This is a genomic window from Leclercia sp. UBA7405, from assembly GCF_037152215.1.
GTDB lineage: Bacteria > Pseudomonadota > Gammaproteobacteria > Enterobacterales > Enterobacteriaceae > Enterobacter > Enterobacter pneumoniae.
The window spans coordinates 355876-375769 of record NZ_JBBCMR010000003.1 but is presented as its reverse complement, the minus strand read 5'-3'; the positions used below and the strand labels follow the sequence as shown (position 1 = coordinate 375769).

24 protein-coding genes are annotated in these 19894 nt (G+C 51.5%); 20 read left to right on the top strand and 4 right to left on the bottom strand.

What is annotated here, in order from left to right:
- The first annotated feature begins 2 nt into the window (after nucleotides 1-2).
- From WFN75_RS17105 to WFN75_RS17090, 4 genes are all read left to right on the top strand, one after another.
- Nucleotides 3-833, top strand: coding sequence for a hypothetical protein (locus tag WFN75_RS17105; protein WP_336996570.1), 831 nt, complete (start codon nucleotides 3-5; stop codon nucleotides 831-833).
- A complete protein-coding gene (locus WFN75_RS17100) occupies nucleotides 830-3052 on the top strand; it encodes a replication endonuclease (protein WP_336996569.1) in 2223 nt (740 codons plus the stop codon). The genes WFN75_RS17105 and WFN75_RS17100 overlap by 4 nt, the downstream gene beginning before the upstream one ends.
- Nucleotides 3053-3168: 116 nt before the next feature.
- Nucleotides 3169-3609, top strand: a complete 441-nt coding sequence (locus WFN75_RS17095) for a DinI-like family protein (protein WP_336996568.1) — start codon at nucleotides 3169-3171, stop codon at nucleotides 3607-3609.
- A 241-nt stretch (nucleotides 3610-3850) separates the two neighbouring features.
- Nucleotides 3851-4789, top strand: coding sequence for a DNA cytosine methyltransferase (locus tag WFN75_RS17090; protein WP_336996567.1), 939 nt, complete (start codon nucleotides 3851-3853; stop codon nucleotides 4787-4789).
- Here the strand turns inward: WFN75_RS17090 and WFN75_RS17085 are convergent.
- From WFN75_RS17085 to WFN75_RS17070, 4 genes are all read right to left on the bottom strand, one after another.
- The gene (locus tag WFN75_RS17085) at nucleotides 4786-5799 is read right to left on the bottom strand and encodes a hypothetical protein (RefSeq protein ID WP_336996566.1); all 1014 of its coding nucleotides are present in this window, start codon (nucleotides 5797-5799) and stop codon (nucleotides 4786-4788) included. The genes WFN75_RS17090 and WFN75_RS17085 overlap by 4 nt on opposite strands.
- The gene (locus WFN75_RS17080) at nucleotides 5777-6910 is read right to left on the bottom strand and encodes a ParB N-terminal domain-containing protein (RefSeq protein ID WP_336996565.1); all 1134 of its coding nucleotides are present in this window, start codon (nucleotides 6908-6910) and stop codon (nucleotides 5777-5779) included. Before WFN75_RS17080 ends, WFN75_RS17085 begins: the two co-directional genes overlap by 23 nt.
- A 405-nt stretch (nucleotides 6911-7315) precedes the next feature.
- Nucleotides 7316-8350, bottom strand: coding sequence for a phage portal protein (locus WFN75_RS17075; protein WP_336996564.1), 1035 nt, complete (start codon nucleotides 8348-8350; stop codon nucleotides 7316-7318).
- A 1-nt stretch (nucleotide 8351) separates the two neighbouring features.
- Nucleotides 8352-10121 (bottom strand): terminase ATPase subunit family protein, encoded by a 1770-nt coding sequence (locus tag WFN75_RS17070; RefSeq protein WP_336996563.1) that lies wholly within the window; start codon nucleotides 10119-10121, stop codon nucleotides 8352-8354.
- Nucleotides 10122-10287: 166 nt separating this feature from the next.
- Here WFN75_RS17070 and WFN75_RS17065 point away from each other — a divergent pair, with 166 nt between their 5' ends.
- The 16 genes from WFN75_RS17065 to WFN75_RS16990 all read left to right on the top strand — a co-directional run bounded on the left by WFN75_RS17065 (nucleotide 10288) and on the right by WFN75_RS16990 (nucleotide 19892).
- Nucleotides 10288-11142: a GPO family capsid scaffolding protein gene (locus tag WFN75_RS17065; RefSeq protein ID WP_336996562.1), complete on the top strand. Its 855-nt coding sequence runs from the start codon at nucleotides 10288-10290 to the stop codon at nucleotides 11140-11142.
- A 58-nt stretch (nucleotides 11143-11200) separates the two neighbouring features.
- Nucleotides 11201-12295 (top strand): phage major capsid protein, P2 family, encoded by a 1095-nt coding sequence (locus WFN75_RS17060; protein ID WP_336996561.1) that lies wholly within the window; start codon nucleotides 11201-11203, stop codon nucleotides 12293-12295.
- A gap of 3 nt (nucleotides 12296-12298) precedes the next feature.
- Nucleotides 12299-13048 carry a phage terminase small subunit gene (locus WFN75_RS17055; protein ID WP_336996560.1) on the top strand — a complete coding sequence of 250 codons (750 nt, stop codon included), beginning with the start codon at nucleotides 12299-12301 and terminating at the stop codon, nucleotides 13046-13048.
- A gap of 99 nt (nucleotides 13049-13147) precedes the next feature.
- Nucleotides 13148-13648 (top strand): head completion/stabilization protein, encoded by a 501-nt coding sequence (locus WFN75_RS17050; RefSeq protein WP_336996559.1) that lies wholly within the window; start codon nucleotides 13148-13150, stop codon nucleotides 13646-13648.
- Complete coding sequence (locus WFN75_RS17045) at nucleotides 13648-13851, top strand: tail protein X (protein WP_336996558.1); 204 nt, start codon at nucleotides 13648-13650, stop codon at nucleotides 13849-13851. Before WFN75_RS17050 ends, WFN75_RS17045 begins: the two co-directional genes overlap by 1 nt.
- A 3-nt stretch (nucleotides 13852-13854) precedes the next feature.
- Nucleotides 13855-14151 (top strand): phage holin family protein, encoded by a 297-nt coding sequence (locus WFN75_RS17040; RefSeq protein WP_058688163.1) that lies wholly within the window; start codon nucleotides 13855-13857, stop codon nucleotides 14149-14151.
- Entirely contained in the window at nucleotides 14138-14635 is a 498-nt protein-coding gene (locus WFN75_RS17035) for a glycoside hydrolase family 24 protein (protein WP_336996557.1), read from the top strand. Before WFN75_RS17040 ends, WFN75_RS17035 begins: the two co-directional genes overlap by 14 nt.
- Nucleotides 14632-15063: an Rz-like lysis system protein LysB gene (gene lysB / locus WFN75_RS17030; protein WP_336996556.1), complete on the top strand. Its 432-nt coding sequence runs from the start codon at nucleotides 14632-14634 to the stop codon at nucleotides 15061-15063. Before WFN75_RS17035 ends, lysB begins: the two co-directional genes overlap by 4 nt.
- Nucleotides 14945-15244, top strand: a complete 300-nt coding sequence (gene lysC / locus WFN75_RS17025) for an Rz1-like lysis system protein LysC (RefSeq protein ID WP_336996555.1) — start codon at nucleotides 14945-14947, stop codon at nucleotides 15242-15244. Before lysB ends, lysC begins: the two co-directional genes overlap by 119 nt.
- On the top strand, nucleotides 15153-15620 hold the full coding sequence (locus WFN75_RS17020; protein WP_336996554.1) for a phage tail protein: 468 nt from the start codon (nucleotides 15153-15155) through the stop codon (nucleotides 15618-15620). The genes lysC and WFN75_RS17020 overlap by 92 nt, the downstream gene beginning before the upstream one ends.
- A complete protein-coding gene (locus WFN75_RS17015; RefSeq protein ID WP_336996553.1) occupies nucleotides 15613-16062 on the top strand; it encodes a phage virion morphogenesis protein in 450 nt (149 codons plus the stop codon). Before WFN75_RS17020 ends, WFN75_RS17015 begins: the two co-directional genes overlap by 8 nt.
- A 68-nt stretch (nucleotides 16063-16130) precedes the next feature.
- Nucleotides 16131-16766: a phage baseplate assembly protein V gene (locus WFN75_RS17010; RefSeq protein ID WP_336996552.1), complete on the top strand. Its 636-nt coding sequence runs from the start codon at nucleotides 16131-16133 to the stop codon at nucleotides 16764-16766.
- On the top strand, nucleotides 16763-17110 hold the full coding sequence (locus WFN75_RS17005) for a GPW/gp25 family protein (protein ID WP_336996551.1): 348 nt from the start codon (nucleotides 16763-16765) through the stop codon (nucleotides 17108-17110). The genes WFN75_RS17010 and WFN75_RS17005 overlap by 4 nt, the downstream gene beginning before the upstream one ends.
- Before the next feature lie 4 nt (nucleotides 17111-17114).
- Nucleotides 17115-18023, top strand: a complete 909-nt coding sequence (locus WFN75_RS17000) for a baseplate assembly protein (RefSeq protein ID WP_336996550.1) — start codon at nucleotides 17115-17117, stop codon at nucleotides 18021-18023.
- Complete coding sequence (locus tag WFN75_RS16995) at nucleotides 18016-18627, top strand: phage tail protein I (protein ID WP_336996549.1); 612 nt, start codon at nucleotides 18016-18018, stop codon at nucleotides 18625-18627. The genes WFN75_RS17000 and WFN75_RS16995 overlap by 8 nt, the downstream gene beginning before the upstream one ends.
- Nucleotides 18624-19892, top strand: a complete 1269-nt coding sequence (locus WFN75_RS16990) for a phage tail protein (RefSeq protein ID WP_336996548.1) — start codon at nucleotides 18624-18626, stop codon at nucleotides 19890-19892. Before WFN75_RS16995 ends, WFN75_RS16990 begins: the two co-directional genes overlap by 4 nt.
- Nucleotides 19893-19894 lie beyond the last annotated feature (2 nt).

Below are 19894 nucleotides of genomic sequence, written 5' to 3'. Positions count from 1 at the left end.
ATATGGTTAAGGGCGTGGCAGACGTTACTCATTACCACGGAACACCTGTATGGGGTGATGCCGGCAACGTTCACCGTATTGCGGTCACCGGTGCTGGCGCATTTGTATCGTATGCACGTCCTGACCAATTAGCTGCATCAATTAAATACGCCCTCTCTGTTGCTATAGATAATGGAGCTTTTTCAGCGTGGAAACGCGGCCTTGTTATTGACTGGCAGCAATTCTATCAATGGCTGATTCCTTATTATCACCATCCCAAGCTGTCATTTTTTGTTATTCCTGATGTGGTTGAAGGTGGCGAAGCTGACAATGACGCCCTTATCGCCAAGTTACCACGCTGTTTCAAGGACAAAGCTGCGCCAGTCTGGCATCTGCATGAATCATTGCACCGTCTGGTTGAGCTTTGCCGGGAGTGGCCACGTGTGTGCTTTGGGTCGTCAGGTGAGTACGCAACTATCAGAACCCAGCTCTGGCATCGCAGGATGTCAGAAGCGTTTGAAACCATTTACGGCAAACATAGTTTCTCAACGCAGGTGCACGGGCTACGCATGCTCGATGGTAGGGTTTTGGGTAACTATCCTTTGGCGACTGCCGATAGCACAAACCTTGCCTGTAATGTGCCGAAATTCGAAGTCAAATACCCGGAGCTCACAAAAGCAATTCGCGTAGCCGATTATGCGAAAAACCTTTCTGAAGATGAACTTAAAGCCGTCATTCTCAAACGCCGTTGCGCCATTCTGAAAAATACTATTGAGGCCGTATCCCCTCCATCAATTGAAAGCTGGCTATCAAAAGGGTTGGCTCCGCTTCAGCTTGAGTTGGCTATCGCATGACGAAATATACATTTGCATACCCGTGGAATGCTCCACGGTCGGCAATAGCCAGCCCATATATTACCTATGAGCAACTGTATCGCCGCGATCGTAAGTTCGCGGCTTTGCTGCATGCGCGTAAAGCGCTGGCGCATCAGCCAGAATGCGTGCGATTCGAAGTTAACCGCACAGCAACGGTACTGGAGCAAGCGCAGGGCAGTCAGCGAGCCAATGACTTTTTAATCAGCTTTTGCAAAAAGGCATTGCCGCGCCTTGAACTGGTCGCAAAAAAATATGAATGCACCGGCATCAAAACTAATGTTTCAAATGCTGTCTTTGGCGGACATTTTGATACTGAGCTAATGCAATATCTGGCATCACGTATGGTGAATTTGATAGCCAGATATAACCGGCTCCCGGATATGTCACGCGCGGATATTGACCTGCTGGCCGCAGACATCGCTAATTTCATCCGCGCAGAGCTGGCAAATATCGATGATGCCGGTTTCGGTGAGCTTAAAACGCTTTATACCTGGTATATGCACGCCGGAATTATCTCCCAACAATTTAACGTCATCCCTCCTCACTGGGAGCGAATGACGACTAAGTTTTTCAGCCAAGAAGACGCCGCACCCGCTGTGATTCGCATGTTTACTGAAACGTGGTGGCGCAGCCGTTTGCGGCGCGTTGCGTCTGCATGGCGCGAACATCTTCAAATTGCTGTTGGGAATGTCAGTAAGAAAAAGCATGCTTACGCGAGCAAAAGCTGTGTAACCGACTGGCGCGAGCAAAGGCGCCGGACACGTGAATTTCTCAAAGGGCTTGAGCTCGAAGATGAAGAAGGAAACCGAATTAGTCTGATTGAAAAATATGACGGCTCGGTCGCTAATCCTGCAATTCGCCGCTGCGAGTTGATGAACCGCATTCGAGGTTTTGAAGACATTTGCAATGAGCTTGGCTATGTCGGTGAGTTTTACACAATCACGGCACCATCTAAGTTTCACGCAACTACCAAAGCGGGATACCGCAACACCAAGTGGAAGGGCGCTAATCCTTCTGAGACTCAAAACTATCTAACCAATATTTGGTCTCGTATCCGCGCTAAGCTGCACCGTGAAGAAATTCGCATTTTTGGTATCCGCGTTGCCGAACCTCATCATGATGGAACCCCTCACTGGCATATGCTGATGTTTATGCTGCCTGAGGATGTCGAGCGAGTTCGCCTCATTATTCGTGATTATGCGTGGCAGGAAGACGGTCACGAACTTAAAAGTGATAAAGCTAAAAAAGCACGATTCCATGCTGAAGCCATCGATCCCGATAAAGGGAGCGCTACAGGGTACGTTGCTAAATACATATCAAAAAATATTGATGGGTATGCACTCGATGATGAAATCGACGATGAAAGCGGGGAGCGTCTTAAAGATTCAGCGCCTGCCGTTTCTGCGTGGGCGGCTCGATGGCATATACGTCAGTTTCAGTTTATCGGTGGAGCTCCAGTAACGATTTACCGCGAGCTACGCAAAATGGCAGATCCTGAAGCAGCCCGCGCTTTAAGTGTTGAATTTGCTGAAGTGCATGACGCTGCGCATTATGGTCACTGGAATGAGTATGTGAATGCTCAGGGTGGGCCGTTCGTCCGTCGTGATGATTTACAAGTGCGCACATTGCGTGAGCCTCGTGCCGAGTTTAATCAATACGGCGAGGAGGTTCTCTGTGTCCGGGGAGTTTATGACACGTCAATTGGTGCTGGTTCGCCTATTCTAACTCGCCTGACCGAGTGGAAGATTGTGCCGAAGCGTGCCCTTGATTTGGCCGTTGACGTTAAGGGCGCGACTGCGCCCTCTCGGAGTTCTGTCAATAACTGTACGGGGAGCGAAAGCGATCCCCCTGAGCTGGATTTATCGAAACCGCTTAGCCGACGAGAAAAACGAGAGCTGACGAACCGGCTACGGGTTAAAAAACTGGGTAGACGTCGCGATTTTGTGTACGGAACGGAAGAGCAAAGCGAAGCGATAGCCAAGACTATTTATAAAGTTCAAATGAATACCGGCATCAGCATAAGCAGGGGAGAAGCTCTGCATTTGATGGCCGGTGGAAAGAGCCGTTTTAACGAGAAATGGTTTAGTGGTTCATCTAGCGGAGAGGTCTTCAGGGCTGCGCCTTCACATGAATATAAAGCTAAAAAGATACTTGGCAGAGTAGCGCGGCTGGCGTCAGGCATTAAGTTTAGTGCTTAACTAAATCGTCTTCATTTCATGCACATACGTTGCTGTAGCCATCAAATTTTTTGCTTCCCTCTTTTTATCCTAATATGATACTGTTTATTTATACAGTATCTCGAATAGGAGGGCGCGTGGATAGAGAGCTGAGCAAGCATGTCATGCTTGAAAGGGTGGAATTGATAGCACGTCTGACAACAGAGGGTGTTTGTCAGGAAAGAGATCGTGAAATTGCATTGAATTTAATTGCTGAACTGGCACATGAGAACTTGCTGAAGAGAGAATCTTATTCTGTGGTTGTCTCGGCCAGACCGTGTAAACAACGATTAAAAAGAGAAAATGAAGTGAGAATACACATCACGTTGGATAAAACACAAAATATGGGTCAGCAGATGGTTGAGGCCTTCGAAAGTGAGCTTAATCGCAGAGTTAAAAACACATTTCCTTTATCTCAAGTTAGGGTCAAGAAAGGCTCAATGACTGGGGTTGAGATTAAGGGCTTCCCGAGCGACTCAGACCGGGAACGCTTGGACGGAATCATCAAGGAAGTTTGGGAAGACGAGAGCTGGCACTAAAGAGTAAATGCTGCCGATCGAAACGGGATTTTCGAGTCGGCAAGTCCACTTATAAATATCTTCAAAACAGTTACTTTTTAGTGTGATATTTTATGTAAGTTATTGAATGACATATATGTTTCTACTAAATCAAATCTATGGCCATGTGCCCGCAAAAATGCGATCATTAGTCCTGAATGAAATCTCGCTTTTTTCTAAGAGAGCTTTCGTTATAATACGCGGTCGGTTTTAGGAGGGGTCAATGCCAACAGTCGTTTCGCTTTTTTCTGGATGTGGTGGTTCTGATGCAGGTGTCGTGAGGGCAGGTTTCGACGTGCTCATGGCTAATGACATCTTGCCTTATGCCCGTGATGTTTATTTGGCTAACCATCCGGAAACTAACTACGTGTTGGGTGATGTCTCGACTATCGAGGCGTTTCCTTCTGCGGATCTTTTGGTTGGGTGTTATCCTTGCCAAGGATTTAGCCAGGGGGGAGTGAGAAAAGCAGATAGAAAAATTAATACACTATATTTAGAGTTTGCCAGGGCATTAAGAGCAATTAAGCCTAAAGCTTTTATAGTTGAAAACGTTTCTGGAATGGTTCGTAGTAACTTTGAACATCTTCTTCAGGATCAATTTAAGGTCTTTAAAGAGGCTGGTTACAATGTCAAATCGCAAATCCTGAATGCCTCGCATTTTGGGGTAGCCCAAGATCGAAAACGAATTTTCATCGTAGGAATTCATGAGCAATTTGGAACTGATTACACGTTCCCTCTGGCAACCCATGGTATGGGATTAAAAGAGCTAACTACAATTAGAGATGCGATTGGGTCTATGCCCGAGTGGCCTACTGGTGAGTTCTATGACGCTGATTTTCACTGGTATTATTTATCCCGTAACCGTCGGCAGGATTGGGATCAGATATCTAAAACGATAGTAGCCAATCCAAGGCATATGCCATTACATCCGATTAGCCCCGTCCTTGAAAAGCTCGGGCCTGATAAATGGCATTTCACATCCAATTCCCCTGCTCGTAGATTTAGCTTTCGTGAAGCTGCTCGCTTGCAAGGTTTTGGAGATATGGTTTTCCCTGAAACTGAACGAGCTTCGATGAATATGAAGTATACAGTGGTCGGAAATGCAGTACCGCCTCCTTTATTTGAGGCGGTTGCAAAGTCATTACCGGATATTTGGGACTAATATATCGAATAGTGCATTTGAGATAAGGATATCTCATATTTTATAAACCAAGGAGAATGCGTAATGCTTTTTTCTAATGACATGTCTAATATGAGATTCAAAATCCTTTGTCTGTCTAATAACAGTACGGCATTTGTATGACGCTCATTGACCCAACGTCCATTAGATTGTTTATAAAACACAGGTGTAAACATTACTGCAGGCAAATCATAGTTAGTATGAAAATAATGCCTAAGATTATAAGAGTGAGATTCCAATGTCTTAGTTGGCCACTCGGTTTCTTGTGCACCACATTGACCCAAAATGCCGTAATTGGAGGTAAGGCAATCATCAAATCCATAATCAACAATAATGTCAAAGCCACCATCACCTGAACTTGTTTGATTACAATTTGCATCATTTTTACTGATGACCCCAAGATCCCTACCTAGGGTAGTCAGGGCTAATCTCAAGTCACTTCCGTAATATATTGCTCTATCAGGTGACCCAACATCGAATATTCTTACAGAAGTACGTTTACCTGCTGGAGCTAAAGCTTTTGCGGCTTCCTTACAAAGAAAAGTAAAGTATTTTGCCCAGATTTGATTAATACTTCCGAGATGACTGAATGCACTAAAAGAGCGTAATCTTGAACAACATGTAAGAAAACAGTATATCTTCTGCATATCAGTCAATGTATCCAGCATGATTAGTTCATCACCATCAACAATGTAAGGATAAGCGTCACCGAGGGTGGACTCTCTAAACTCCAATTGACTCCATATAAAATCTATTTTGCGCTCGAGACTATCATGGCTTTCGGCATCATGTTCCCTTGCTTCGTCTAAGAGGTCTGCATCGATAGTCTCAACACTTTTGGCCTCTTGCGAAATGATTGATAACAGCTCATTACGATGGATAGTTTTTCGACCGTTAAAGTCGAGTAAAAGTAATAGTTCTGCTAAATCAGCCATCAAATGAGGAGTGCCAACTTGCAGTTCACCTATATTAAACGAGATCATCGATGTCATTCAGCTTACCCATTAATGCAGAGTGAATGAGTTTGATATGGGCATTCATACGTTTTGCCGATTCAACAGCGTTAGCTTCGTATTGCACTGTCGCAACCAAGCCAGCCGCTTCACGCAAGCTGTTTTCAGCATTGAGCATCAGTTCCATGAAGTCTTCGGCAGTCTTACCCGTCATCTCATAAGCAAGTTTTAAAGATGCACCATTTCGAAAATGAGTTAACGCACTATCATTTGTTATAACAGCAGCGAGATCCTTGATATTCCTAGATTCGCCTACTTTTGTTCTGCCTTTGCTGTCTTTTTCATACAGCCATTTTGTAAGTTCTCTAACATGCTCGTAGTTCAAAACACTTTGATTGACAATTGGGTCATTAGAAACAGGTGCACCAGATGATTGAGAGGATACACCTACAAACCCTCCAATTCGCTCATCAGCTAAGGCAGTAGATAATACTGCAAATTTTATACTTTCTTCATCTAAATCAGGGATATCAAAATATCCATTTTCATCGATTAACTTAAAAACAGCTAGGGCATCTAAATTTCTCTTTATATGATCTTTTCTGCTGCCTATGGTTCTTGCAACTTCAATGTATTTGTCATTGGGCGATAATGCAGGATCAGTTAAATGGAATATTTGCTCCATGTATCTGGCCTTAGCCAATGGTTCCCATTGTTTAACACCTGTAATATGTCGAAAGCCAAGATATGGAAGCACATCCATTCGGTTTTGTTCAATTATTACAGGTATGTTTGTAGGCTTATGTTCGGCATTTTGAGCGATATCCATCATCTTCAATGTAGGTTTTGTACATTGAGTTGGGTCTTGGATTAACTTTAAAGCCGTGAGGCGTCTGTTGCCTTCAATTACTATATATTTGCCTGTTTCAGAACCGCTTCGATTAACTTCAGGCATTACGATCAAAGGTTCACCTGCAAAAAAATCGTTTTCAGCGATGGCATTCATCAGGTCTTCAATCGAAGTACTACGAGCAATGTAGTCCAGCATTGATTGAGGTGTTCTTGCAACAGCCTCTGGCAGACGCGGATTCAATGGGTCTAAAATCAATGAATCTAGAGGCTTGAAGGTGTAGTTTTGCGGGGAAGTCATATCTTTCTCCGAAGAAGACAAATTTCCACAATATTAGCACCCCATAATGAAAGAACATACCGGATAGTTAAGCTCATCAAGATGAGAAATTGTTAGCGCACGGCTTAGGTGCATTAGTTTGCATTCATTTTATATGAAAGGATTTTCTAACCAGTTCCAGGACTGGCGAGGCCTGCGCTCCAAATGCACCCGCATGAAAAGCGACCCCTTAAGCGGGCAGGCGTGGCGGGGAGAGCATTGCGCGCTGACGGCGTAAATTAATTTATTTTTTACGCGCCTATACGCGTCGTGGCGCCACTGTTTCGTTTAGAGTGTTGCTATGTGAAGTGGTGAGTATTGCGTGTCTCTGTGAGGCTGTGGTTGCGCGTATAAAGATGCCGCCCGGAGGCGGCAATTTTGGGCGGGTTATTCAGCTTCGGATTCGATGCTGTAGTCTTTAAAACGGATCACCTCCATTCCCAGCCAGTCATTAATCTCTTTAAAGCGTTCCTGCAGTGGTGATAATTCGTTGCGAACAAACACCTTTGCCACCTTCTCAACATCCCCGAGCGATGCGATATTTTCAGGCTTGCCCCCCATAAGCTGGAACGGCACGCGATGTGCATCAAGCAGGTCAGCGGCGCTCACCTTTTTAATATTAAAAAAATCATCTTTCGTCGCGACTTCACTCAAAGGCACAATCTTGATGCCGTCAGGCTTGCCATTGGGTGCGTAGAAAAACAGATTTTTGAAGTTGCCGAGTCCTTTTGAATCACGCATGGCCGAGCGCAGCGCATCAACGTCCGTGCTGCTTTGTGCCGGATCAGTCACATACATGATGTAACCCGCATGCGCTCCGTTCTGGTAATACTTGCGACGAAACAGGGTGGCGGACTCATTCAGCCAGGCGGAATTGAGTGCGCTCAGGTATTCCGGCATGCCGTAAAGCTCCTGATTGATGTCAGGCTCTAGCAGGTGGCAAACGGATCCGGGTGCAAACTCGTGCGGCGTGTTAAAGCTAGGTACATACCAGTAAACACCCTCTTCCACGCCACGGCGGGTATATTTGGCCGGGCTGGTTTCCAGCTTGAGCAATTGACCGGTGACGCTCATGCGCTTTTCAAGGTAGCCATTTGCAAACACAAGATAATCAAGCACAAGACGGCTGAAGTCCTGACGTGAAAGCAACGGATGTGGAATGTAGGTGCTGACAATGATGTTACGTTTAACGTAAATTGGTGAGCTGTGGTGCACGGCGGCGCGTAGGCTTTTCGCCAGACCGGAGAAGTTGACCGGCGGCTCGTACCAGCGGCCATTATGCACGCATTCGACATAGTCCAGGATATCGCGGCGATCGAGTACCGGCGAGGGCTCACCAAATGTGAAAGCCTGCATTTTTTGCGGAGCGGCGGCGGTCAAACCGGCGGGTTTACTGGCTGCTTTGTTTTTTCTTTTTTTCATTTTAATTAATATCCAGAATTGAATGAGACTGCATTCCGCTACCGGCTGAAAGCGGTTCGTTTAACAGTGCGTGCATGGTTGCCCAGGCTATATCCGCGTGGCTGGCCTCTTCACTGCGGCTGGCCTCATAAGTCGAGCTCCTGCCGCTGCTGGTCATGGTTTTGCGGATAGCCATAAATGATTGAGTGATGTCGGTCGCACCGGCGTCATATTCCAGACAGCCGCGGCGAATGGTGTCTTTCGCTTTCAGCACCATTGCGGTTTTCATTTCCGGTGTGTAACGGATGGCGCGCGCGGCCGGGAAGAATGAGCGCACGAGCTGGTAAACACCCTGGCCGATACCGGTCGCATCGATGCCGATATAGTCAACGGTGTATTTTTCTGTGAGTGACCGGATGGCCTCGGCCTGCGCGGCAAAGTCCATGCCTTTCCACTGATGACGCTCAAGGATGCGGAACTTGCCACCGGCAATAACTGGCGGAGCCAGTACCGCGCAGCCTGCACTGTCTCCTGTATGTGAAGGGTCGTATCCAATCCAGACCGGGCGCCAGTTGAACGGACGATCGGCGAACGGCTCGAAATCTTCCCATTCTTCCATCGCATCGACCATGCAGCGCTGCAGCTCCTCGAACGGGAATACTGACGCCTTGTCGTCGACAAATTCGCACATGAAGAGGTTGCGGAAATCGTCTGCGCTGTTTTCCTGCCTCAACTGGTCAAGATTAAACAGGGTGCAGCCACCTGCGAGCGCGTCCTCAATCGTGACGATTTGCCGCCACTGGCCATCGGCACATAACATGCCACCGGCGAGCGCCTGATGGCTGATATCGATGTCGACCCGTTCGGCCGCACTGCTGCGCCCCCGGTTAAATAGTTCACCCGACCAGAACGGATACGCACCGTGCGCAAGCGTAGAGGGCGTCGAAAAATAGGTTGTGCGCAGGTGTGACTGCGAGGCCATGCCCGAAGCCACTTTGCGCAGCCGCTGGAAATTGGGTATCCAGAAAATTTCATCGACATACAAATCGCCGTTGTGACTCTGCGCCGTGTTGGAATTGGTACCGAGAAAAATCAGCTCTGCCCCGTTGTTGCCGATGACAATCGGATCGCCTGAAAGGTCGACATCAACAAGACGCGCAAAGGCGATGATGTATTTGCGAAATACGTAAGCCTGCGTTTTACTGGCCGAAAGAAAAATCTGGTTCTGGCCTGTCTTCAGGGCGCGCAGCAGCGACTCGCGAGCAAAATAAAACGTTGCGCCAATCTGACGCGACTTGAGGATGTGGCGGATACGGTGCTCAAGCCCGGCCTTGTGCCAGTTGAGCTGATACTCAAAGGACTGGTCGAGGAAAATCTCTTCCAGCTTCTCTATTGCCTCCTCGCTGAAATAGTTGCGTTTCGGCTTTTTGCGATTCCCCTTGTTACGGCTGGCGATACTGGGGTTTAAATCCACCTCGTTTCCGGTCTGGTTGTAACGGTTCACCCGAGCAAGGCGCTCCATCTGGCGCGACAAAAAGTCGGCAACCTTAAAATCATGCGGTGTCAGATCTGTCTTGGCATAAAGCTGAATCAGCCGCGCCTCTAACGTCGATTCAACGCGATTAATCGGCGCGGTTTCCTCCCATCCATCACGCTGTTTCCAGCTCTGCACCGTCGGGCGTTTAAGGCCGAGCATGTCGCATATTTGCGGCACGGCGAACCCCTGCCAGTAAAGCAGACGCGCCTGTCGTCGCGGGTCATTCAAAAGTGAAAGGTCTGTTGAAATGGTCATAGGTGCCTCGTTTCCACTGTTACGAGGCAAGGCTAAGGAAATGGCGCAGCTTAATCGCTAAGCGACTGTTGTGTCAGGGATTGCACTTCTGCAACCGGTGGCTGATGTGGGTCGGAGTCGGGAAACTACACCCGAACCGAACAACCCAACATCAGGACACTGAACAATGGCAAAGAAAGTTACTAAATGGTTTCGCATCGGCGTCGAGGGCGACACCTGCGATGGCCGTGTCATCGGCGGCGATGATATTCAGGATATGGCCGACACGTTCGACCCGCGCGTCTACGGTTGCCGTATCAACCTTGAGCACCTGCGCGGCATTTTGCCCGACAGCGTTCTCAAACGTTATGGTGATGTAACGGCGCTCAAAGCTGAAATTATCAGTGATGATTCTGCCCTGAATGGCAAAAAAGCGCTGTATGGCAAGCTTGCGCCGCTTCCTGAGCTGGTCAGCATGGTTGAGGCCGGTCAGAAGGTTTACACCTCGATGGAGATCCGCCCGAACTTCGCTAACAGCGGCAAGTGCTATCTCGTTGGGCTGGCCGTGACCGACGACCCGGCAAGCCTCGGCACTGAGTATCTGGAATTCTGTGGCCGCGCCAAAAAGAATCCGCTGGCCGGTAAAAAAGCTCACCCGGATGACGTTTTCTCTGTTGCCTCTCTGGCGACGCTGGAATTTGAAGACGTTCCCGACACCATGCTCAGCAGCCTGACCGACGCGGTAAAAGCGATTTTCAGCCGTAAGCAGGCCACCGACGACGCGCGTTTCAACGATGTGCATGAAGCGGTGATGACCGTCACCGAGCAGGTGCAAACCAACCTCACCGAAACCGACAAACGCGTCACCGAGCTGGAGACCGCTTTTGCACAGCTCAAAAAGGACGTCACCAGCAAGGCTGAAGAAAACGCGCAGGCGTTTAGCTCCCTGAAAAGCTCCCTTGATAACACCGAAAGCCTGAGCCAGCCGCGCCGCGAGAAATCGAAGGGCGGCACCGGCGATGAGCTGCTGACTAACTGCTGATAACGCGCCGGGCGCGTGGCGTCCGGGCATAGCCATTTTGTGAATACAAGGAATAACAATGCGTAAAGATACCCGCTTTAAATTCAATGCCTACCTGAGCCGCGTCGCGGAGCTGAACGGCGTTTCTACCGACGACGTGGCGAAGAAATTCACCGTCGAGCCGTCGGTCACGCAGACTCTGATGAACACCCTGCAGATGTCCTCCGCGTTTCTGACCAAAATCAACATCGTGCCGGTCGACGAACTGAAGGGCGAGAAGGTCGGCGTGGGTGTAAACGGCACCATTGCCAGCACCGCCGATACCGCAGGCGATGACGAACGTAAAACCGCCGACTTTACCGCGCTGGAGTCCAATAAATACGAGTGCGCACAGATTAACTTTGATTTCCATATCCGCTACAAGCAGCTCGATCTGTGGGCGCGATTCCAGGACTTCCAGACCCGTATTCGTGACGCGATTATCAAGCGCCAGTCGCTCGATTTCATCATGGCTGGTTTCAACGGGGTTGAACGTGCTGAAACATCCAACCGTAAGCAAAACCCGATGTTGCAGGATGTCGCGGTGGGCTGGCTGCAGAAATACCGCAGCGACGCGCCAAAACGCGTTATGTCAAAAGTGACCGATGATGATGGCAACGTCGTTTCGGAAGTGATCCGCGTGGGTGAAAAGGGTGATTACGAAAACCTTGATGCGCTGGTGATGGATGCAACAACCAACCTGATTGACGAGATTTATCAGGATGACCCGGAGCTCGTGGTTATCACCGGTCGCAAACTGCTGGCTGATAAATATTTCCCAATCGTCAATAAGTCGCAGGACAACAGCGAGTCACTGGCAGCAGACATCATTATCAGTCAGAAGCGAATCGGCAACCTGCCAGCCGTGCGCGTGCCGTATTTCCCGGCTAATGCGCTGATGGTGACGCGTCTCGATAACCTGTCGATTTACTTCATGGATGACGCGCACCGCCGCGCCATCATTGAGGAGCCGAAAAAAGACCGCATCGAGAACTACGAATCAATGAATATCGATTACGTAGTTGAAGCGTACGCCGCCGGTTGCCTGATTGAAAATATCACCCTGGGTAAATTCGCCGCGACTGCCAAAACAGAAAGCGCTGGAGTGCCTTCCCAGCAGACCGACGGAGAGTAAGCCATGATGAGCCCCGCAGCACGTCACATGATGCGGGTCTCGGCCACTGAAAATGCGCGGCGGGATGCTGCCCCGCTGCGCAATGCAAATGCTTACGAGCAGATGCTGGTTAAGCTGGCCGCAGACCGTCGGACGCTATCAGCGATCCATTCAAAAGAGCGTAAAGCCGATAAAAAACGCGAGATCCTGCCGTTCTATTCGCCGTGGGTGAACGGCGTCCTGAACGGCGGCAAGGGGGCGCAGGACGATATCGTCATGACCGTCATGATCTGGCGACTCGATGCAGACGATATCCCCGGCGCACTGGAAATTGCCCGTTATGCCATGCAGTACGGCCTGACCATGCCGACAGGGAAACGGCACGCGGCCTATGTGCTGGCTGAGGAAGTAGCACTGTCCGCCCATCGACAAAGAGCCGCAAACCAGCCGGTAACACTGACTTGGCTCCTCGATACCATCGACCTGACAGAGAAAGCAGATATGCCGGATATCGTGCGCGCGAAGCTGCACAAGATTACCGGCTATGTGCTGCGCGATGCGGGGCGTCAGGCTGACGCGCTGACCCATCTGCAACGCGCCATTCAGCTTGAGGGGGCTATCGGGGTGCGCAAGGATATCGAGCAACTTACTCGGGCGCTGCAACCAAAGCCCGGGACCACGCCAAAACAGACTAAAACACGCACGCGCAAAGTAGCCGCTAAGCCAGCGGCGCGGCGCGGACGTCCACCTAAAGCGGCAAAAGCCGCAGGTTAACCGAACGCTCCCCGAGCCGGGCGGCACGCCGGTCAATGCGGGTATTGATTGCCCTGACTGCGACCGGCGTCCACCGCCCACCTATTACCCGAGGTTGTCATGACGACACTTGTAATAAATACCCCGGCGCAACAGCGTGAGCAGCTGGTTATTCCGCCTGTGCCAGAAGAAGAGCAAATCATCCAGAACACACCGTTTTTCCCTGACATCGATCCGAAGCGGGTGCGGGATGAAATGCGCCTTGAACAAACCGTTTCGGCGGTTCGCCTGCGCCGCGCGATTAAGACCGCCATGGCCGAAACCAACGCCGAGCTGAGCGCGTGGCGCGAGTACCAGCAGGACACCGGCTATCAGCGTCTGGAAGACGTGCCGACCGATAAGCTCGACGGCGAAAGCGTGCGGGTCTTCCACTACTTCAACGCCGTTTGCTCGATGACGGCCGCAACGCTTTACGAGCGTTACAGGGGCGTGGATGCCAGCGCCAAAGGTGACAAAAAAGCCGACAGCATCGACAGCACTATCGATGAAATGTGGCGGGATATGCGCTGGGCTGTCGCCAGCATTCAGAGCAAGTCGCGCTGTATCGTGGGGCAAATCTGATGCTGATTCGCGCACTTCAGGGAGACACCCTTGACGCCATTTGCGCCCGGTATTACGGGCGCACTGAGGGGGCTGTTGAGACGGTGCTCAATGCGAATCCGGGGCTTGCGGAGCTGGGCGCGATTCTGCCGCATGGAACCGCCGTCGAGCTGCCTGACGTGCAGTCTTCCCCCGTCGCTGAAACTATCAATCTGTGGGAGTGAGAAATGACTGAAGGTGAAAAAGGCGTCCTGTCACTGTTCGTGATCGGCGTGATGATAGTGGTGGGCAAAGTGTTAGCGGGTGGTGAGCCCGTCACGCCTCGCCTTTTTATCGGGCGCATGTTGCTCGGAGGTTTTGTATCGATGGTGGCGGGGGTGGTGCTGGTGCAATTCCCTGATATGCCGCTTACGGCGGTATGTGGGATTGGCTCGATGCTCGGTATTGCCGGTTATCAGGTGGTTGAAATCGCTATCCAGCGAAAAATTAAATCGCTCAAAGGGGGCAACGATGCCGGTCATTAATACTCACCAGAATATCGCGGCATTCCTCGACATGCTGGCTTATGCCGAAGGAACGGCCACGCACCCGCTGACCAAAAATCGCGGCTATGACGTCATTGTCACCGGGATGGATGGCAAGCCAGAGGTCTTCACGGATTACCGTGATCATCCCTTTGCGCAGGGTCGCCCGGCAAAGGTGTTCAACCGACGCGGCGAGAAATCCACGGCATCCGGGCGATACCAGCAACTCTATCTGTACTGGCCGCACTATCAGCAACAGCTCGATTTGCCTGATTTCAGCCCACTGTCTCAGGATAAGCTCGCTATACAGCTGATTCGTGAGCGTGGCGCGCTGGAAGACTTACGACAGGGGCGAATCGAACGTGCGATTTCCCGCTGCCGCAATATCTGGGCGTCTCTGCCCGGTGCCGGTTATGGCCAGCATGAGCACAGCCTTGAAAAACTGGTGACGGTCTGGCGCAGCGCTGGCGGGGTGGCGGTATGAAGACACTGGTGGTGTTACTGGTGCTCGCCGTACTGGGATTGCTGTGGATGCGGCATGAAAACGGCAATCTGAAGTCATCTTTTGACAAGGCAAACGACGTCGCCAGTACGCAAAAGAGAACCATCGGCATGCTGAAAAATCAGCTCAGCGTCTCGAATGCCAGGGCAGATAAAAACGAAATGGCGCAGGTTCAGCTGCGAGAGAAGCTGAACGCGGCCAGAGAGCGTGAAGCGTTGCGGGAACAAACTGTTACGAGGTTACTTAATGAAAATGAAGTCTTTCGTCGCTGGTATAGCGCTGACCTGCCTGATGCTGTGCGTCGGCTGCACGTCCGAAACGCCTGCGCCTCAGCCGGTGATTGTCTACAACGGGTGCCCGAGAGTCAGCCTTTGCCCGATGCCGGGAAGCGACCCGAAAACCAACGGTGACTTAAGCGCCGATATCCGCAACCTTGAGCGCGCGTTAGAGAGCTGCGCGCTACAGGTTGAAACCGTCAAACAATGCCAGGACGAACTCAATGCTGAAACCCGACAGCCTGCGCAAAGCCCTGACCGAATCGGTGCCGGTGCTGAGCAAAAACCCGGAAACGCTACGCCTGTTTATCGATAACGGGAAAATCAATTCCACGCTGGCCGCTTCACTGTCCTTTGAAAAGCAGTACACACTCAACGTGGTGGTAACGGATTTCACAGGTGATTTTGATTTGTTGCTCGTGCCGGTGCTGGCATGGCTGCGCGAGCATCAGCCCGACATCATGACGTCTGAGGAAGGTCGCAAAAAAGGCTTTACGTGGTATGCGGATATCAATATGGATAACAGCTTCGATGTCAGCATCAGTCTGTTGCTGACCGAGCGCACCATTGTTAAACAGGTTGAGAGCGCGCTACACGTAGAAAACATCCCGGAACCAGCGCCGCCCGAACCTGTCACCCGTCCAATGGAGCTTTATATCAATGGCGAACTGGTGAGTAAGTGGGATGAGTGACCTGACACCGTTTGAAAAGCGTCTGGAGGCATTAATCGCGTCACTGTCACCGGCTGGCCGTCGCCGGTTGACGGCTGATATTGCTAAGGAGATGCGCCAGCGACAACAGCAGCGCATCAAATCGCAGACGGCGCCGGATGGCTCAGCGTACACGCCGAGAAAACGTCAGCCGATTAAGGGCAAAAAAGGCCGCGTCAAACGTGAGATGTTCGCAAAGCTGCGTACAAGTCGGTACATGAAAGCCAGCGGCGATGACAGTTCGGCGGCGGTGGAGTTTACCGGGAAGGTGCAACGCATTGCGCGTGTTCACCAGTCAGGGCTTAAGGATAAGCCGGGGCGCAGTAGCCCCGCCGTGCAGTATCCGGAGCGCCAGTTACTCGGCTTTTCAGACAATGACCAACAGCTCGTCGAGAGCATGATTATCAAATACCTCGCCGGTTAACGTTGTGCCAGCCGTGGTAAAACCCGCCCCGATTGCCGCCGGAACTCCCCGGCGGCATCCTTTCCGTCATGAATACTCTCGCAACTCTTCAGGAACTCGCGCGCACTCTGCGTAACATGATTCGCACCGGTGTCATTGTCGAAACTGACCTTGATGCCGGGCGCTGTCGTGTGCAGACGGGTGGAATACAGACCGACTGGCTTCAGTGGCTGACTCAACGCGCCGGGCGCTCGCGCACGTGGTGGGCGCCCTCGGTGGGCGAGCAGGTCATTATTCTGGCTGTGGGCGGTGAGCTCGATACCGCTTTCGTGCTGCCAGCCATTTTTTCGGATGACTACCCCGCGCCGTCTGCCTCGGCTGATGCCCTGCATATTGCTTTCCCTGACGGAGCAGTTATCGAGTACGAACCAGAGACGAGCGCGCTGACCGTCAGCGGTATTAAAACCGCCGACATCACGGCATCTGAATCCATTACGACAACCGTACCACTGGTACTGGTCAAAGCGAGCACCCGCATCACACTGGATACGCCGGAAGTAGTCTGCACTAACAAGCTGATCACCGGCTCGATTGAGGTGAAGAAAGGCGGGACGATGAAGGGCAACATCGAGCACAGCGGCGGCAATCTGTCTTCAAATGGCAAGGTGCTGCATACCCATAAACATCCCGGCGACAGCGGCGGTGAGACTGGAGCCCCATTATGATAGCCCGTTATATCGGCATGAGCCGAATCGATGGCCGGACAATTACCGATACCGAACACATCAGCCAGAGCCTCAGCGACATCCTGCGCACGCCTGTCGGCTCGCGCGTCATGCGTCGTGAATATGGCTCGCTGTTGTTCGACATGATTGACCAGCCGCAGACCGATGCGCTTGAGCTGCAAATCAAGGTCGCGGTTTATATGGCCGTCCTGAAGTGGGAGCCGCGCGTAAGCCTGACAGCAGTGGAGACCGTGCGCCAGCCTGACGGAAAAATGGTGGTCAATCTGACAGGCGAGAACGCCGACACCGGCGAGCCTCTTTCACTAACCATTCCTGTGAGGTAATGCCATGCCAATTATCGATCTCAGCCAGCTCCCCGCGCCGGATGTTGTCGAAGAGCTCGACTTCGAAATCATTCTCGCCGAGCGAAAGGCCACGCTGATTTCTCTTTTTCCTGAAGAGCAACAGGAAGCCGTTGCACGCACGCTGGCGCTTGAATCCGATCCGCTGGTCAAATACCTGGAAGAAAATGCTTACCGGGAGGTTATCTGGCGTCAGAGGGTTAATGATGCCGCACGCGCCAACATGCTGGCCTATGCCATTAAAAACGACCTCGACAACATGGCCGGGAACAACAATACCGCGCGTCTGACCATTACCCCGGCTGATGACAGCACTATCCCCCCCACGGCGGCGGTGATGGAGTCTGACACCGATTTACGCCTGCGCGCGCAACAGGCGTTTGAGGGGTTGAGCGTGGCCGGTCCGACTGGCGCGTATGAGTATCACGGGCGTAGTGCAGACGGGAGAGTCGCTGATATTTCAGTTTTCAGCCCCTCACCAGCCTGCGTGACCATCACGGTGCTGTCGCGTGAAAGCGACGGCACGGCAAGCCCTGAACTGCTGGCCGTGGTTGAAAAAGCGCTGAATGCTGACGACGTACGACCCGTAGGGGATCGCGTGACCGTTCAGGCCGCTGAAATCGTACCGTATCAGATTGATGCGTTGCTCTACTTTTACCCCGGTCCGGAAGCAGAGCCAATCCGCCAGGCTGCAGAACTGCAGTTAAAAAACTACATCACCACACAGCACCGGCTCGGGCGTGATATCCGCCAGTCTGCCATTTATGCAGCCCTGCACGTTGAGGGCGTGCAGCGCGTCGAGCTGATTAGCCCTGTCAGCGACATCGTGCTCGGTCAGCATCAGGCCTCCTTTTGTACGGATTACCTGATTACTGCAGGGGGTACTGATGAGTGATTCCCGCCTTTTGCCGGTTGGCTCCTCTGCGCTGGAAGTGGCCGCAGCGAAAGCGGCGGCTGAAATTAGCCGCGTGCCGGTACCACTGCGCACTCTGTGGAACTGGCGAACCTGCCCGGTAAACCTTTTGCCCTATCTCGCGTGGGCGCTGTCCGTTGACCGGTGGGATTTCAACTGGCCGGAAGCAACAAAGCGCAGCGTCATCGCCTCCTCGTTTTACGTCCATCAGCACAAGGGCACCATTAGTGCATTGCGCCGTGTGGTCGAGCCACTCGGCTTTCTGATTGATGTGCGGGAGTGGTGGCAACTCAACGAGGAGCCAGGTACTTTCCGCCTGGTTGTTGGGGTGCTCGATAACGGCATTACAGACGAAATGTATCAGGAGCTTGAGCGCCTGATTAACGACGCTAAACCCGCGAGCCGACATTTAACCGGGCTTGCTATCAGTCTCAGTACATCAGGAGAGATGTATTTCGGTGCAGGCTGCTATCTCGGCGAAACGCTGACGGTTTACCCCTACACCCCCGAGGAGATTGTCGTCGGTGGTGATTATTTCCCGGCCTCGGCCATTCATTTAATCGATAACCTGAGAGTTAACGCATGACAGCGAAATATCTCGCCATACTGACCAATCACGGCGCGGCAAAACTGGCGAATGCGACCGCGCTCGGAACTAAGCTGAACCTGACACAATTAGCGGTCGGTGACGGTAATGGCGCATTGCCTACGCCAGACCCGGCACAAACAAAGCTCGTGAATCAGAAACGTATCGCGCCGTTGAATCAGCTGAGTGTTGACCCTGACAACGCCAGCCAGATTATCGCTGAGCAAATCATTCCCGAAAATGAGGGCGGTTTCTGGATACGTGAAATTGGTCTCTACGACGATGACGGTGATCTGATTGCGGTGGCGAACTGCCCGGAAACGTATAAGCCGAAATTACAGGAGGGGAGTGGACGAACGCAAACCATCCGTATGATTCTGATTGTATCGAGTACCTCAGCGGTAACGTTGAAAATCGACCCGGCCATCGTGCTGGCGACGCGCAAATATGTCGAAGATAAGGTTCTTGAGCTCAAACTGTATGTTGATGACCTTATGGAGAAGCACCTTGCGGCGGCTGACCCGCATTCGCAATATGCACCAAAGGCCAGCCCGACCCTTACAGGTGCGCCGAAAGCACCAACGGCGGCGGCAGGTAACAATAGTACCCAAATTGCGACCACAGCTTTTGTGCAGGCAGCTTTAGCACCTAAAGCCCCGCTTGCTAATCCAGCCTTATCAGGAAAGCCAACGGCACCAACAGCGGCGCAGACGGTTAATGATACGCAGATTGCGACAACAGCCTTTGTCAAAGCAGCGATTGCTGCACTCGTTGAATCTGCACCCGCTGCGCTGGATACGTTATATGAGCTTGCTGCCGCACTGGGTGATGATCCGAACTTTGCCGCGACGATGAATAAAGCCCTCGCAGGAAAGCAGCCACTAAATAGCACACTAACAGACCTGTCAGGTAAGTCAGTTGCCGGGATTCTCGAATACCTCGGTTTGGGAGAGGCTGCATTTAACAGTCTGGGGGTTGGGCAGAAATGGACGAATGTAACAGGACAGCGTCAGGCCAGCGTAACTTACACAAACACAACGGGCAAACCAATTCTCATTGTCCCTACAGCTTATGCCGAGGCAACTAATCCTACTGCGACACGTATTTCTGTTGATGTCGATGGTGTTGAGGCAGGTTTTAACTCAAGCCCAGCGCTCACTGGAGGGCAAGGCTCAGGCTCATCGGTACCGACCGTTATTCCAAATGGCAGTACTTATAGAGTATCGAATTTGATTGGTCTGTTACGCTGGAATGAGTTGAGGTAAAA